This window comes from Micromonospora sp. NPDC018662 (genome assembly GCF_044391475.1).
GTDB lineage: Bacteria > Actinomycetota > Actinomycetes > Mycobacteriales > Micromonosporaceae > Micromonospora.
The window spans coordinates 202067-217345 of sequence record NZ_JBISAC010000002.1 but is presented as its reverse complement, the minus strand read 5'-3'; the positions used below and the strand labels follow the sequence as shown (position 1 = coordinate 217345).

At 72.3% G+C, this 15279-nt stretch carries 13 protein-coding genes and 2 tRNA genes; 9 read left to right on the top strand and 6 right to left on the bottom strand.

Annotation, left to right across the window (positions count from 1 at the left end):
- Position 1: 1 nt before the first annotated feature.
- Positions 2–1114: a TOMM precursor leader peptide-binding protein gene (locus tag ACH495_RS06315; RefSeq protein ID WP_396856699.1), complete on the bottom strand. Its 1113-nt coding sequence runs from the start codon at positions 1112–1114 to the stop codon at positions 2–4.
- A gap of 179 nt (positions 1115–1293) precedes the next feature.
- On the bottom strand, positions 1294–1461 hold the full coding sequence (locus tag ACH495_RS06310; protein WP_396856698.1) for a DUF5679 domain-containing protein: 168 nt from the start codon (positions 1459–1461) through the stop codon (positions 1294–1296).
- 476 nt (positions 1462–1937) lie between these two features.
- On the opposite strand from ACH495_RS06310, the gene ACH495_RS06305 reads away from it, so the two are divergent.
- On the top strand, positions 1938–2459 hold the full coding sequence (locus ACH495_RS06305; protein ID WP_396856697.1) for a M48 family metallopeptidase: 522 nt from the start codon (positions 1938–1940) through the stop codon (positions 2457–2459).
- Between the two features lie 110 nt (positions 2460–2569).
- Positions 2570–3172 (top strand): hypothetical protein, encoded by a 603-nt coding sequence (locus ACH495_RS06300; protein WP_396856696.1) that lies wholly within the window; start codon positions 2570–2572, stop codon positions 3170–3172.
- 481 nt (positions 3173–3653) lie between these two features.
- Here ACH495_RS06300 and ACH495_RS06295 read toward each other — a convergent pair whose 3' ends face one another.
- On the bottom strand, positions 3654–4925 hold the full coding sequence (locus ACH495_RS06295; protein ID WP_396856695.1) for a zinc-dependent metalloprotease: 1272 nt from the start codon (positions 4923–4925) through the stop codon (positions 3654–3656).
- 115 nt (positions 4926–5040) lie between these two features.
- On the opposite strand from ACH495_RS06295, the gene ACH495_RS06290 reads away from it, so the two are divergent.
- From ACH495_RS06290 to ACH495_RS06270, 5 genes are all read left to right on the top strand, one after another.
- The gene (locus ACH495_RS06290) at positions 5041–6054 is read left to right on the top strand and encodes a PDZ domain-containing protein (RefSeq protein ID WP_396856694.1); all 1014 of its coding nucleotides are present in this window, start codon (positions 5041–5043) and stop codon (positions 6052–6054) included.
- A 151-nt stretch (positions 6055–6205) separates the two neighbouring features.
- Positions 6206–9163, top strand: a complete 2958-nt coding sequence (locus tag ACH495_RS06285; protein WP_396856693.1) for a UPF0182 family protein — start codon at positions 6206–6208, stop codon at positions 9161–9163.
- Between the two features lie 124 nt (positions 9164–9287).
- Positions 9288–9361, top strand: a tRNA-Met gene (locus ACH495_RS06280).
- Between the two features lie 174 nt (positions 9362–9535).
- A tRNA-Met gene (locus ACH495_RS06275) sits at positions 9536–9609 on the top strand.
- Between the two features lie 105 nt (positions 9610–9714).
- Complete coding sequence (locus ACH495_RS06270; RefSeq protein WP_396856692.1) at positions 9715–9966, top strand: hypothetical protein; 252 nt, start codon at positions 9715–9717, stop codon at positions 9964–9966.
- A gap of 85 nt (positions 9967–10051) precedes the next feature.
- Here ACH495_RS06270 and ACH495_RS06265 read toward each other — a convergent pair whose 3' ends face one another.
- Complete coding sequence (locus ACH495_RS06265) at positions 10052–11386, bottom strand: ABC transporter substrate-binding protein (protein ID WP_396856691.1); 1335 nt, start codon at positions 11384–11386, stop codon at positions 10052–10054.
- A 121-nt stretch (positions 11387–11507) separates the two neighbouring features.
- Here ACH495_RS06265 and ACH495_RS06260 point away from each other — a divergent pair, with 121 nt between their 5' ends.
- A complete protein-coding gene (locus ACH495_RS06260; protein WP_396856690.1) occupies positions 11508–12341 on the top strand; it encodes a phosphoribosylaminoimidazolesuccinocarboxamide synthase in 834 nt (277 codons plus the stop codon).
- A 48-nt stretch (positions 12342–12389) separates the two neighbouring features.
- Entirely contained in the window at positions 12390–13127 is a 738-nt protein-coding gene (locus tag ACH495_RS06255) for a VOC family protein (RefSeq protein ID WP_396856689.1), read from the top strand.
- 98 nt (positions 13128–13225) lie between these two features.
- Here the strand turns inward: ACH495_RS06255 and ACH495_RS06250 are convergent, their stop codons facing one another.
- On the bottom strand, positions 13226–13735 hold the full coding sequence (locus ACH495_RS06250; RefSeq protein WP_396856688.1) for a GNAT family N-acetyltransferase: 510 nt from the start codon (positions 13733–13735) through the stop codon (positions 13226–13228).
- On the bottom strand, positions 13736–15220 hold the full coding sequence (gene glpK, locus ACH495_RS06245) for a glycerol kinase GlpK (protein WP_396856687.1): 1485 nt from the start codon (positions 15218–15220) through the stop codon (positions 13736–13738).
- Positions 15221–15279 lie beyond the last annotated feature (59 nt).

The following is a 15279-nucleotide window of genomic DNA, read 5'->3' as shown; positions in this document are numbered from 1 at the left end:
GTTACCGACGCGAGGGGCTCGCGGCTGCCGTGCGGCCCGGAGCGGGTGGGGCCGACCGGATCGGGCGACGCCCGCAGCAGCCGCAGGAGGGGTGCGGGGACCACCTGCGGTGCCGGAGACGCCCGGTGCCCCGCACCTCCACCGCCGCGCCGAGCGTCTCCGGTGTGCCGCCGTCGAGCTGGGCCAGCGCCTCGGCCGCCGCGAACGCCGCCGCGGCGAGCCGGGTGGTGGCCGCGCAGGCCGGCTCGCCGCGATCGGTCGCGAGCTGGGCGGCGAGCGCCGGCCAGTCCGGGTCGCGGTCGCCGCGGTGCAGGTCGAGACAGCGCAGGCAGGGGCCGGCGGGCGGGCGGACCAGCGGCCCGACCACGGGTACGCCGCCGCGCAGGTCGAGCAGGAGGTGGGGCTGCCGGCGGCGGGCGTACCCGGTGGCGAGCGCCTCGGCCGGCCGACCCACGCCGAGCTGCACCACCAGGTCGGGTCGGCCCGACCGCAGCGGCGCGGTGGCCGTGCCCGGGGCGCAGCGGCCCAGCGCCGCGCACACCGCCGGGGCCAGCGGCCGACCCAGCTCGGTGCCGGGCAGGCCGGTCCCGACCAGGTCGCCGGCGTGGACCGGGCCGGACAGGTCGGGTATGACATGCCCCACCCCGGCCTGGGCCAGCGCGACGGCGACCGCGGCGCCGAGCCGACCTGCGCCGGTGACCAGCACCCGGGCGGCCCGGCGGCGGCGCAGCAGCCGGGCCGGCGTGCCGGGCAGGTCGGACGCGGCCAGGGCCAGGGCGTCCGCCTCCGCGGTCAACCGGGCCCGGACCGGCCCGGTGAGGTCGCGGGGGAGCAGGGTCTGCGCGGGTACGACCAGACCGGCGGCCCGGAGCGCGTCGAGCAGGGCGCGCGCCTCGCCCGGTGGCACCCGGGCGGCGGTGGCCGCGGCCAGCACGGCGCGTTCGCTGCGGGTGCCGTCGAGCAGGTCGAGCAGCAGGGTGGTGCCCGGGGTGGTCACCTCGACCAGCACCGCCGGGCCGGGCTCCACGCCGAGCTGGAGCGTGCGCCGGTCGCGCCACAGCCTGGTCAGGCCGGGCAGCAGCGTGGGACGGGGGAGTGGAGTTGGATGCGTCACGCCACCGATGGTGACCGTGTCCGTGCGCTCGGTGGCTCGTTGTCCACAGGCGCGGTGCGCCGTGGCCAGCGTTGTCCACAGGAATTCGCCGGTTTTCCACAACCGGCCGGTAACCCTGTCGGATGCGCGACGGGGGAGGGGCGGTCGCAGCCGCCCCTCCCCCGTACGACCCGGTCGGGTCAGACCTTGGCCTTGCCCAGGATGCGGTTCACTGTTGTGCCGCACACCGGGCACTTGCCCTTGGCCATGTTCATGCCGGTCTTCGAGACCTCCACGTGCCCCTCGAAGTCCCGCTTCTCCTTGCACTTGACGCAGTAACCGTTGTAGGTCTGGGCCTGCTCGGCCACGGTAGCCTCCTCGTCTCGTCCGCCGGAGGTGTCCCGGCGGGTTATCCCGGCGACGGGCCACGCGTGGCACCGGCGCCGGGGGTTCTCCGCGATCAGTCTCCTGACCACTGGTTGGCGGACCCTACCCAGGTCTGGGCGGTTCCATGTCAGCTGTACGCCGACTCTGTGAGCAAGTCGACGACGAGAGTGTGCACGCCGGGTAACGTCGGATAAGTGAGTTTCGCAGGGACACGCCGGGTAAATGCGCTCAGATCCCCTTCACGGGCCCCCGCCGTCGGCGGCTCGGCGTAGATCACCTAACGTGACGGGCAGCCGGCAGGTGATGGTCACCTACCGCCGCAAAGAATTTTTTCAGGACTCCTGACCACCAACCGTCACTTTCCGGGCGCGTGTCGTGGTGTTGACACTTGCGGAGCCCTGGTCAGTACGCATTACCTTTCCCTCGTGACAGTCAACCGAGGCTGCGCGGCCCGGTAATGGCCGGGACGCGGAAGCCCGTCGTCGAGGTGCGGCGCAGCCAGCGCCGGCGACGCACGGTGTCCGCGTACCGGGACGGGGAGCGCGTCGTCGTGCTCATCCCCGACCAGTTCTCCCGGGCCGAGGAGAGCGAGTGGGTCGACCGGATGCTGGCCCGCCTGGCCGCCCGCGAGGGCCGGTTCGCCCGCTCGGATGCCGAACTGCTCGCCCGGGCCACCCGCCTGATCGGCCTCTACCTGCCGGAACACGGGGCGACCGCCGAGCCGGCGAGCGTCCGTTGGGTGACCAACCAGAACGGCCGCTGGGGCTCCTGCACCCCGGCCGACCGCACCATCCGGATCTCCCACCGGATCCAGGACATGCCCGACTGGGTGATCGACTACGTCCTGCTCCACGAGCTGACGCACCTGATCGTTCCCAGCCACAACGCCCAGTTCTGGTCCCTGGTCGCCCGCTACCCGAGGTCGGAGCGGGCCCGCGGCTACCTGGAGGGCGTCGCCGCCACCGCCGGCATCCCCTGACCCCGCCCCACCTCACCCCACCCCCACGGTTCGCGCCTGTTTCCGGGAATGTGCGCGCAGCGGGGGCGGGGTGGGGTGGGGTGAGGGCCGGGCGGGGTTAGGGTCGGCGGATGGTGCGACGTGTGGTGGTGGCGTTGCTCGGCCCGGTGACCTGGTCGCCGCCGGGGGTCGAGCCGGCGCGGTGGCGGACCGCCCTCGCCGAGGACGTGGTGGACCTGCTGGCCACGCTGAACGAGGTGGAGACCGCGGTGGCGGTCACCCCGACGGACCGCTGGCTCGCCGACGCGGTGGTCTGGCCCGGCACCGCCGTGCACGAGGTGCCCGAGCCCACCCCGAACGCCGTCTTCGCGACGCTCACCGGCTACGACCAGGCGGCGGTGGTCGCCGCCGACGCGCCAGACGTGCCCGGACTCACCCTCGGCAAGCTGCTCCGGCCGCTGTCCAGCCGGCCGGTGGCAGTCGCCCCGGCGGAGGGGAACGGGCCGGGCCTGCTCGGGGTGGCCGCGCGCCTGCCCGTACCGGAGTGGTTGCCGGCGCTGGATCTCGACACGGCCGTGCCGGGCGAGGTGCGGGCCGCGGCGCCCCGGCCCGGCGACGTGGCGGTGACCGCCGGGTGGCGTCGCCTGCGCGGCCCGGCCGACCTCGGCGCCCTCGACCCGGCGTTCGAGGGCTGGGACGCGACCCGGGCGCTGCTCTCCGGCCACCCGGGCTGACCGCTGGCCCTCGCCGGCGCGGACGGTCCGCGCACACCGGGCGGTCCGTCCGCTCCGGCCTTCATGTCCGCCTACGTGCGCCCGCCACGCCCACCACGCGCTTCGGCTTCCGGGCCGGCCTCAGCCATGTTGCCGGCCCTGTCACACGGGGCTGCCGCGCTTGCGCGTTCATCCCGGTCTTGAGGATCGTTCGCCCCGACCGCGCGGCGGGAGAAGGGCTCGTACTGCCTACAAACTTGATGACGAGGATGGATCGCGACTGCCGGTCCTGGGATCGCCACGGTCCCCGCGAGGCTGCGGGCGGTGAGTCATCGACGCCATCAGGTTTGTAGGCGCTGAGGGGTCTCATCCCCGGCTGGTCGCACGGCACACTGCGGACAGGGCAACGGCGGGGCCGCAGGCTGCGGCGGGCCGGGACGAGCCCGCGGGACGCGGCGGGGCCCGCACGAACATCCGTGCGGGCCCCGACCGACGTGCGGCGTCAGGACTTGCTGTCGTCCTCGCCCGGGGTCGGCTCCTCCGGCGCGCCCGGCGCGGAGAAATCGAAGGTGGCCAGCTCCTCGTCGAGGTCGCTGCCGGTCGCCGCGAACGTCTCCGGGGCGGCGAAGTCGTCCTCCGAGGGCAGCAGGTCCGGGTGGCCCCAGATCGCGTCCCGGCCGGCGATGCCGCGCTGCTCGGTCAGCGCCGCCCAGAGCACTGTCGCCTCGCGCAGCCGACGCGGCCGCAGTTCGAGGCCGACCAGGGCGGCGAACGTCTGCTCGGCCGGACCACCGGCGGCCCGGCGGCGGCGGAACGCCTCGCCGAGGCGTACGACGTTGGGCAGGCGGTCACCGGCCGCGCTGTCCACCACGTGGCACACCCAGCCCTCGACCAGGGCGAGGACGGTCTCCAGTCGGGCCAGGGAGACCTTCTGCGCCGGGGTGTCCTCGGGCGTGAAGATGCCCTCCAGGGCGATCGCCTGCATCGACTCCGGGTCGGTCGGGTCGACCCGGCCCATCGCCTCCTCGATCGCCTCCCGGTTGACCCGGATGCCGGCGGCGTAGTTCTCCACCGCCGTCAGCACGTGCCCGCGCAGCCACGGCACGTGCTGGAAGAGGCGCTGGTGGGCGGCCTCGCGCAGGGCCACGTAGAGGCGTACCTCGTCCTCCGGCAGCTCCAGGCCCTCGCCGTACGCCTTGATGTTGGCGGGGATGAGCGCGGCGGTGCCGGCGGGGCCCAGCGGCAGGCCGATGTCGCCGGCGGAGAGCACCTCGGCGGCGAGCGAGCCGAGGGCCTGGCCGAGCTGGCCGCCGAAGAGCGCGCCGCCCAGCGTGGCGACCATCGACTGCATCGGACCGAGCTGGGCGCGGGCCTCCGGCGGCACCAGGTCGCCCATCGCGCCGACCATCCGGCTGGCCACCGGGTCGCAGAGCTTGCGCCACACGTCGAGCGTCTTGAAGATCCACTCGTTGCGGTTCCAGGCGACCGACGAACGGATGCCGGAGGGCCACGAGGTCGCCGGCTCCAGCCAGAGGTCGGCGATCCGGAGCGCGTCCTCCACCGCGTTGCGTTCGAACGGCGAGACCGCCGGGTCGCCGGCGGCGGCGAGCTGACTCGCGGCCACCTGCCGGGCGAGGTCCCAGTTGACCGGCCCGCTGCCCGGCGCGGACAGCAGGTGCTGCAACTGCGACATGAACTGCTGCATCTGCGCGGGATCGTTGGGGTCTGGTGGTTGCCCACCCGGGAGCGCGAAGCCGAACGGAATATCAGGCACGACGTCTACGGTACGCGGGCCCCGCCGCAGGTCGGGCTCGTCGGCGTTGCGCTGAGGGCGAAGTCCTGCGGTCACCGCGCCGGACGGCGGGGGACGGATCGGTACGCTCTGGCGCATGAGACGTCGTGGCGTGACCGTCCTGCTCGGTGCCCTGCTCACCGCCCTGCTCAGCGTCGGCGTGTTGAGCGTGCCGCTGCCGTACGTGGTGCTCGGCCCCGGCCCGACCGTCAACACGCTCGGCAGTGAGAACGGCAAGGAGATCATCCAGGTCTCCGGCCGCGCGACGTCCACCTCCGCCGGGCAGCTCCGGCTCACCACTGTCGGTGTGCAGCCCACGGTCCGGCTGCGGTCGGCGCTGGCCGGCTGGTTCTCCTCGGACGAGGCGGTGGTGCCCCGGGAGTTGGTCTACCCGCCGGGGGAGTCGCAGGAAGAGGTCGAGAAGCGCAACGCGGAGGACTTCCAGAACTCGCAGACCAGCGCCGAGACGGCGGCCCTGCGTGAACTGGGCTACCCGATCAAGGTGCTGGTCAAGACCGTCACGCCGGGCGGGCCGTCGGCGGACGCGCTCCGCGCGGACGACGTGCTCACCTCGGTCGACGGGGCGCCGGTGACCAGCGCGGCCAAGCTCACCGAGCTGATCCGCGCCAAGCCGGCCGGCACCGCGCTGACGATCGGCTACACCCGGGGCGGCACCCCGGGCACCGCCACGGTGACCAGCCGGGAGCAGGACGGCCGGCCGCGCATCGGGGTCGAGATCGACCAGCAGCAGCCGCACCCGTTCACCCTGAAGATCGACCTCGGGGACATCGGCGGGCCGAGCGCCGGCCTGATGTTCACGCTGGGCATCATCGACAAGCTGGAGCCGGCCGACCTGACCGGCGGGAAGGTCGTCGCCGGCACCGGGACCATCGACGACGAGGGGCGGGTCGGCCCGATCGGTGGCATCGCGCAGAAGCTGGTCGGCGCCAAGGACGCCGGCGCGAAGGTCTTCCTGGTCCCGGCGGACAACTGCGCCGAGGCGGTCCGTAACCCGCAACCGGATCTGCCGTTGCTCAGGGTGGCGACGCTCGACGACGCGCTCAAGGCGCTGGAGACGCTGCGTGCCGGGGGACAGCCGACCCGCTGCTGAGCAGGACCGGTCACCGGCCCCGGGGCGATCGTGACGTGACCTTGACCCGACGTGTTCAGGAACACCCCGTACTCTTGGGTGCCTGGTCGGAGCCGATCACATCAAACGTGCGGAGCCAATAGTGGTCATGCGTAGCAGTCCCCTGCCGAGGATGAGCCGACGCGGACGCGTCACCATCGGGGTCCTGGTCGGGGTGTTCGTGTTGTTCACCCTGCTCGGGTGGGGGGTCAACGCGTGGACCGACTGGCTCTGGTTCGACGAGGTCCGGTACACCCAGGTCTTCACCGGCGTGCTCGCCACCCGGCTGCTGCTGTTCCTGGTGGTCGGCGTGGGGATGGCGGTGATCATCGCCGGCAACCTCTGGCTGGCGTACCGGCTGCGGCCCCGGATGCGTCCGCACTCGGCCGAGCAGGCCACGCTGGAGCGCTACCGGATGCTGCTGAGCCCCCGGCTCGGCACCTGGATCGCGCTGGTGTCCGCAGTCGTCGGGCTCTTCGCCGGGCTCTCCGCGCAGACCCGGTGGGCCCAGTGGCTGCTGTTCCGCAACGGCGGCGACTTCGGCGTCAAGGACCCGGAGTTCGGCGTCGACGTCGGCTTCTACGTCTTCCAGCTCCCGTTCTGGCGCTACGTGCTCGGCGTCGGCTTCACCGCTGTGGTGCTCGCCCTGCTCGGCGCGCTGGCCGTGCACTACATCTTCGGCGGGGTGCGCCTCCAGGGCGTCGGGGACCGGATGACCAATGCCGCCCGCGCCCACCTGAGCACGCTGGTCGCCGTCTTCGTCCTGCTCAAGGCCGTCGCGTACGTGCTGGACCGGCGCGCGATGCTGCTGGAGTACAACGAGGGCGCGAAGCTCTACGGCGCCGGCTACGCCGACGTGAACGCGCTGCTCCCGGCGAAGGAGATCCTCGCCTGGATCTCCGTCCTGGTGGCCGTCGCGATCATCGTGTTCTCCAACGCGGTGATGCGGAACCTGGTCTGGCCCGGCATCTCGCTGGCCCTGCTCGGCGTCTCCGCGGTGGCGATCGGCGGCATCTACCCGTGGGCGGTGCAGACGTTCGAGGTGAAGCCGAGCGCCCGGGACAAGGAGGCGCCGTACATCGAACGCAGCATCAAGGCGACCCGGTCCGCGTTCAGCCTCGACGGCACGAAGACCACACCGTACGCGGCCAGCAACCTGGTGCCACCCGCCAACCTGTCCACCGACACCTCGGTGGTGTCGAACATCCGGTTGCTCGACCCGCAGCTCGTCTCCGAGACCTACACGCAGCTCCAGCAGGTGCGTGGCTTCTACGACTTCGGCTCGAAGCTGGACATCGACAGGTACGCGGTCAAGGACAAGACCTCCGACTACGTGGTCGGCGTCCGGGAGATCAACTACGGCGAGCTGACCGACCAGCAGAGCAACTGGATCAACCGGCACACCGTCTACACCCACGGGTACGGCCTGGTGGCCGCGCCGGCGAACCAGGTGGTCTGCGGCGGGCAGCCGTACTTCGTCTCCGGCTTCCTCGGCGAGAAGGCGCAGGAGGCGTGCTCCTCGCCGACCGAGGAGATCCCGGCCCAGCAGCCGCGGATCTACTACGGCGAGCGGATGGAGCCCGACGACTACGCGATCGTCGGGCAGAACGGCGACCGCAACGTCGAGTTCGACCGGCCCACCCAGACCGGCGGCGAGCAGTACTACACCTACAGCGGCGAGGGCGGCGTCAAGATCGGCTCGTTCCCCCGGCGGCTGCTCTACGCGATCAAGGAGCAGGAGTCCAACTTCCTGCTCTCCGAGGCGGTCAACGAGAACTCGAAGCTGCTCTACGTGCGTAACCCGCGCGACCGGGTGGAGAAGGTCGCCCCGTTCCTCACCCTCGACGGCGACCCGTACCCGGCCGTGGTGAACGGCCGCGTGCTGTGGATCATCGACGGCTACACCACGGCGGCGACCTACCCGTACGCCGAGCGGGTCAACCTCCAGGCGGAGACCGCCGACGAGCTGACCGGCCGGGGCACGTTCCAGCTCGCCCGGGAGAACGTCAACTACATCCGCAACTCGGTGAAGGCGACTGTCGACGCGTACGACGGCACGGTCAAGCTCTACTCGTACGACGACACCGACCCGGTGCTGAAGGCGTGGAACAAGGCGTTCGGCGGCGACGTCGTGCTGCCCAAGGGCGACATCCCGGCGGAGCTGGCCGAGCACTTCCGCTACCCGGCCGACCTGTTCAAGGTGCAGCGCAACCTGCTCACCAAGTTCCACGTCACCGACCCGGGCGACTTCTACTCCGGCCAGGACTTCTGGCAGGTGCCGAACGTGCCGGACGCGCCGGACAGCGGGCAGAAGCAGCCGCCCTACTACCTGTTCACCCAGTTCCCGGGGCAGGACGGGCCACGCTTCCAGCTCACCTCCGCGGTCACCCCGAACGGGCGGCAGAACCTCGCCGCGCTGGTCTCCGGCTCGTACGTGGACGGGAAGCCGCGACTGGAGGTGCTGGAGCTGCCGGATCAGACCCGGATCTCCGGTCCGACCCAGGTCCATCAACAGATGACCAACAACGGCGACATCCGGCAGCAGCTCAACCTGCTCTCCTCCAACCAGGCCCAGGTGCAGTACGGCAACCTGCTGTCGTTGCCGTTCGCCGACGGGATGCTGTACGTCGAGCCGGTCTACGTGAAGAGCAGCAGCCAGGACGCGTACCCGCTGTTGCAGAAGGTGCTGCTCTCGTACGGTGACGGCGGCTCGTACGTGGTGCTCGCCAACAACCTGAGCGACGGCATCAAACAGTTGGTCGAGCAGGGCAAGCGGGCGGGGTCCGGCACCCCGCCGCCGAGCGACGACGGCAACACCCCACCGCCGACCGGCGGCAACAACACGCCGCCGCCGCTCACCGGCGAGCTGGCCGACGCGGCCGGCAAGGTGCAGACCGCCATCGCCGAGGTCAAGGCCGCACAGACGTCCGGTGACTTCGAGCGGTACGGGCGGGCGCTGAAGGCGCTGGACGAGGCGATGACCGCGTTCCAGCAGGCTCAGGCGGCGGCGAACGGGTCCGGCAACCCGGCGCCCTCGGGCAGCGCCTCGCCGTCGGCGCCGGCCTCGGCCTCGCCGTCACCGAGCAACTGACGTCGAGCGACGACACTCCGAGCCCGTGCTCGGTGGCCCCAGCGGTCACCGGCCACGGGCTCGGGTCGTGTCGGGCACCCGTTTTGCGCCTCGTCGGGCCGGTGCGCTAGGGTTAACGAGCCGACGCGGGGTGGAGCAGCTCGGTAGCTCGCTGGGCTCATAACCCAGAGGTCGCAGGTTCAAATCCTGTCCCCGCTACGAGATCGTGAAGGCCCCGGAGTTCGCTCCGGGGCCTTCGCCGTTCCCGGCTCCGGCCCGGCTGCCCGGTGGTGGTCATCTCGCCGGTTCGGCGAGGTGACGGGGGTGCGCCGGCGGGATCGGGGACCCGGCTGATCTCCACGATCTGGATGCGATAGGCTGTACACATACCGACGCGGGGTGGAGCAGCTCGGTAGCTCGCTGGGCTCATAACCCAGAGGTCGCAGGTTCAAATCCTGTCCCCGCTACGTGATCGTGAAGGCCCCGGAGTTCGCTCCGGGGCCTTCGCCGTATCCGGATCTTTCCGTCCCGTCCGGCGTGCCCCGGTTGCGCGCCTCGGCGAGGATGGGGGCATGGCTGGATGGAACAGATGGTGGGGCCGCCTGAGCGCGGTCATCGGTACGGTCGTGCTCTCGGTCTTCGTACCGGTTGCGGCCTGGGCGTCGACCGGGACCGGTGAGGTCGTGGTGGAGGCCGCACGACGGCGTTCCCGGGGTGGCGGCTTCGGGGTCCTCGGCCTGCTCTGCTGCCTGGTGGTGGTCGGTGGGATCGTGCTGCTGGTGCTGATGTTGATGAGGAACCGGCGGAACCGCCCGCCACGCTGACGCGCCGCGCCGGTGTCGCCGCGCCGGTGTTAAGCCGGGCCCCCGCCTCTACCGAATGCGTTAAGCGGGGGCCCCGCCTTACCCGTCAGCCGGCGAGGGCGGCGTTCGCGCGGGCCATGAACCGCGACGTCGCGCTGCGGGCCCCGGCCCGCTTGCCCCGGATGCTCTCCGCGGCGTCGATCAGCAGGGTCCGCACCGCGGCGTGCCCCTTCGGCGGCGGCGCGGGCGCCGGGCCGGCCAGCTCGTCCAGCTCCACGCCGAGGGCCGCCACCCGCTTCTCGGCCCGGTCGGTCACGTCGGCGGCGACGTACGTGCGGACCTGCGTGCTGGGGTTCAGACCCCGTTCCAAGCCGAGGATCCGGCCGGCCGCCACGTTCGTGGTCAGGAAGTCGAGCACGTCCACCACCACACCCGGGTGGCGGGTCCCGCGGAAGCCGGCCCAGTACATCGACGCGCGGGGCCACTGCGCGGCCGGCGCGCCGGGGAAGGCGACCGCGCTTAGTTCGTCCTCGGTGAGGCGTTGCAGCTCCGGCAACTGGTGCGACCAGGCGAAGGACGCCGCGGCGTGCCCGGTGACCACGAGCTGACGGGCCAGCTCGCCGCTGTCCGCCTGCTCCACCAGGGCGGCGCTCGGGGTGGCCCGGTCGAAGCGGGCGACCTCCCAGAACTCGAACCAGTCGAGCAGTTCGGCCGAGCTGAAGCCGAGCTGCCGACCCTGGTACAGCTCGCTGCCCTGGCCGCGCAGCCAGAGCCAGAGCGCCCGGTAGTCGCCGGAGGGATCCATGGTGCCGGCCACCCGGTTGCCGGAGGCCCGGGTGACACGGGCGGCCCAGCGGGCGTACTCCTTCCAGGACATGCCGGTGCGCGGCTCGGGCTCGTCCAGCCGGCGCAGCAGGTCCCGGTTGAAGACCAGCGCCGCGTTGGTCTGCGCGGCGGGCACCGCCACGGTGCGCTCGTCGACCCGGCCGTAGCGGGCCAACTGCTCCGGCAGGCCGCGCAGGTCGAGCCGCTCGTCGGTGGCGTAGCGGGTGAGGTCGAGCAGGATGTCCCGGCGGTCGTACTCGGTGAGCAGCGTGTCGTCGATCTGGAACAGGTCCGGCACGTTGCCGCCGGTGGCCTGCGTGGCGAGCCGGTCGTAGTAGCCGTTCAGCCCCTGCCAGGTGATCCGGAAGCTGACCCGGGGGTGCTGCTGGGTGTAGAGGCGCAACGCCTGCTCGGTGGCCTGGGCCCGACGGTTGCCGCCCCACCAGAACACCGACAGCTCGATCGGGCCGTCGTCGGCCGCGGCCTCGTCGTCCCCCGGGCTGCAGCCGGCCAGCCCGCCGCTCAGCCCGCCGGCGAGCAGCGGCAGGCCGGTGAGCGCGCCGAGGAACCGCCGCCGGTCGAGGCCGGGACGGGGTACGGACCACTGAGCGCGCACGGTCTCTCCGAAGGTGGGTGGACGGATCATTCCATCGGCCCCGGCCGGGGGTGTCAACGCCGGGCGGGACGGCCGGTGGGCGCGCCGGTCGACGCGCCACGCCCATGGTGTACTTAGCGCCGTGGAACTTCTGCACTCGGGCAAGGTCCGGGACGTCTACGCCGACGGCGCGGACCTGATCCTGGTCGCCTCCGACCGCGTCTCCATCTACGACGTGGTGCTGCCGACCCCGATTCCGGACAAGGGCCGCCTGCTCACCGCGCTGTCGCTGTGGTGGTTCGAGCAGTTGTCGGACCTGGTGCCGAACCATGTCCTCTCCGCCACCGACGTGCCGGCGGAGTTCGCCGGCCGGGCGATCCGGTGCCGGCGGCTGGAGATGGTGCCGGTCGAGTGCGTGGCCCGGGGCTACCTGACCGGCGGCGGCCTCGCCGAGTACGAGCGCACCGGCGCGGTCTCCGGCGTGTCGCTGCCGCGGGGGCTGGTGGAGGCGTCGATCCTGCCCGAGCCGATCTTCACCCCGTCGACCAAGGCGCCCAAGGGGGAGCACGACGAGCCGATCACCTACGACCAGGTGGTCGACAAGGTCGGGCCGGAGACCGCGGAGCGGCTGCGGGCGATCACCATCGACGTCTACCGGCGTGGCGCGGAGATCGCCGCCGACCGGGGCATCCTGATCGCCGACACCAAGCTGGAGCTGGGCTGGACGCCGGACGGCACGTTGATGCTCGGCGACGAGCTGCTGACCTCCGACTCGTCCCGGTTCTGGCCGGCCGAGTCCTACCAGCCGGGTCGGGCCCAGTTCTCCTTCGACAAGCAGTACGTGCGGGACTGGGCCGTGGAGAGCGGCTGGGACAAGCGCCCGCCGGCGCCGGAGGTGCCCGCCGACGTGGTCGAGGCGACCCGGGCCCGTTACGTCGAGGTCTACGAGAAGCTCACCGGCAACCGCTGGAGCTGACCGCGACGGCGCGCGGACCGCACCGGATGGTCGTCTAGTCTCGTCCGCATGTCGACGAGGCTCGTGCAGATCACCATGAAGGCCCGGGACGACGCCGCGCTGGGTGCGTTCTGGGCCACGGCGCTCGGCTGGGGGATCTCCAGCGAAGGGCCGGGCGTGACCAACCTCGAACCCGAGGGTTTCGGCTATCCCGACCCGGTCGCCGTCTGCGTCGACCTCGTCCGTTCCGCGGAACCCAAGGTCGGAAAGAACCGGGTGCACGTCGACCTGGCCACCACGTCGGCGGCCCACCAGGCGGAACTGGTCGCGCGCCTGACGGAGCTGGGCGCGACGCCCGTCGACATCGGCCAGGGTGACGTCCCGTGGACGGTGCTGGCCGACCCGGAGGGCAACGAGTTCTGCGTGCTGGAGCCGCGCCCGATCTACCGGGACACCGGGCCGATCGCGGCGATGGTGGTCGACTGCGCGGATCCGCGGGAGATGGCCCGCTTCTGGGGCGAGGCGACGGACTGGACCGTGCACGAGGTGACCGACCAGCACGCCTCACTGCGTTCGGCCGCAGGCGTCGGCCCGTACCTGGAGTTCGTCCGCAACCCCGACCCGAAGACCGGGTGGAACCGGGTGCACCTCGACGTCCGCCCCTACCCGGGCGCCGACCTGGCGGCCGAGGCGGCCCGCCTGGAGACGCTCGGCGCGACCCGCGTCGACCTCGGCCGCGCCGACATCCCATGGACGGTCCTGACCGACCCCGAGGCCAACGAGTTCTGCCTCCTCGCCCCGGCCTGACGCCGCCAGCGCCCGCGATCTTGCACTTTCGGCCTGCGATCCGTCCAGAATGGTGCGAAAAGTCGGGGCAGCAAGTGCAAGATCGCGGGGGAGAGGGGCTAGGGCACGGTCTTGCCGAGGGAGAGGCCGGCGTCGGTGTAGCCGTGTTGGCGGTAGAAGCGCACCGCATCGGCGTTGCGGTGGTGGATGCCGGCCGACAGGTACGTGATCCCGCGGCTGCGTGCCCACCGTGCGGCAGCCGCCACCAACGCCGAGCCCACCCCGAGCCCTCTGGCGTCGGGCAGCACAACGGTGTGGACCTGCGCCGACGGTTCCGGCCGCAGGATCTGGTGCTCCGGCGGATCGGCGCACCGCAGCACCTCGACCATCCCGACCACCCGGCGGTCGTGGGTCTCGGCGACGAGGACGGCGTCCCGCCCGGCCTCGTCGGCCAGCACGGCCGTGAAGTGGCGCACCACGGCGTCACGCTGCGGAACGCGGTAGGTGCCGGCGTCGAGAGCACGATGCGTCCGAGCATTGGCCAGGCGTAACTCCACCAGTGAGGCGACATCCGCCACGCTCGCTGGCCGAACCGTCAGCCGGGTCCCCAACCTCTCCGGGCCGGACACCTAGTCCACCCAGTCCAGGGTGCGCCGCACGGCCTTGTGCCACTGGTGCAGCTCGTGGTCGCGGTGGGCCGGGTCCATCGCCGGTTCCCACTGGGCGTCGGAGCGCCACTTGTCCCGCAGCGTGTCCAGGTCGGGCCAGAAGCCGACCGCCAGGCCGGCCGCGTACGCGGCGCCGAGGCAGGTGGTCTCCGTGATCCGGGACCGCACCACCGGCACGTCGAGCACGTCGGCGAGGAACTGCATCAGCAGCGTGTTGCCGGTCATCCCGCCGTCCACCCGCAGCCGGCGCAGCGCCACGTCGGAGTCGGCGTTCATCGCGTCGACCACCTCGCGGGTCTGGAAGGCGGACGCCTCCAGCACCGCCCGGGCCAGGTGGCCCCTGGTGATGTAGCCGGTCAGGCCGGCGATCACGCCCCGGGCGTCGCTGCGCCAGTGCGGCGCGAACAGGCCGGAGAAGGCCGGCACCACGTAGCAGCCGCCGTTGTCGTCGACGGTGCGGGCCAGCTCCTCGACCTGGGGGGCGGTGGAGATCAGGCCGAGGTTGTCGCGCAGCCACTGCACCAGTGAGCCGGTGACCGCGATGGCACCCTCCAGCGCGTACGCGGCCGGCTGGCCCTCGATCCGGTAGGCCACGGTGGTGAGCAGGCCGTGCCGCGACGGCACCGGGCTGGCGCCGGTGTTGAGCAGCAGGAAGCTGCCGGTGCCGTAGGTGCACTTGGCCTCGCCGGGCCGGAAGCAGGTCTGCCCGAACAGCGCGGCCTGCTGGTCGCCGAGCGCGCTGGCCACCGGCACCCCGGCCAGCACGCCCTCGGCGGTGCCGTAGACCTCGGCCGAGCAGCGGATCTCGGGCAGCATCGCGGCCGGGATGCGGAGCGCGTCGAGCAGCTCCGGGGCCCAGTCGAGCGTTTCCAGGTCCATCAGCAGGGTGCGGCTGGCGTTTGTCACGTCGGTGACGTGCCGCCCGGTCAGCTTCCAGATGAGCCAACTGTCCATGGTGCCGAACAGCACCTCGCCGCGCTCGGCGCGCTCGCGCAGCCCGTCGACGTGGTCGAGCAGCCACCGCAGCTTCGGGCCGGCGAAGTAGGTGGCGAGCGTCAGACCGGTGCGGGCGCGCAGTCGCTCCTCGTCGTACGCCTCGGCCAGCTCGCGCAGCAGCGGGCCGGTGCGGGTGTCCTGCCAGACGATGGCGTTGGCGACCGGCCGGCCGGTGGCCCGGTCCCAGACGACTGTGGTCTCCCGCTGGTTGGTGATGCCCACCGCGGCCAGCTGCTCCGGGCCGAGGTCGGCGCTCGCCAGCGCCTCCCGGACCACGTGCTCCACGTTCGTCCAGATCTCCTCCGCGTCGTGCTCGACCCAGCCCGGTCGCGGGAAGATCTGCCGGTGTTCGCGCTGGGCCACGGCGACGATCTCGCCGGCGGCGTCGAAGACTATGCACCGCGAGGAGGTGGTGCCCTGGTCGATGGCGGCGACGAACTCTCCGGTCACGCAGGCACCGTACCCGCCGGGAGCGTCCACCGTCTGCCTCCGATCGACCCGTACGATCA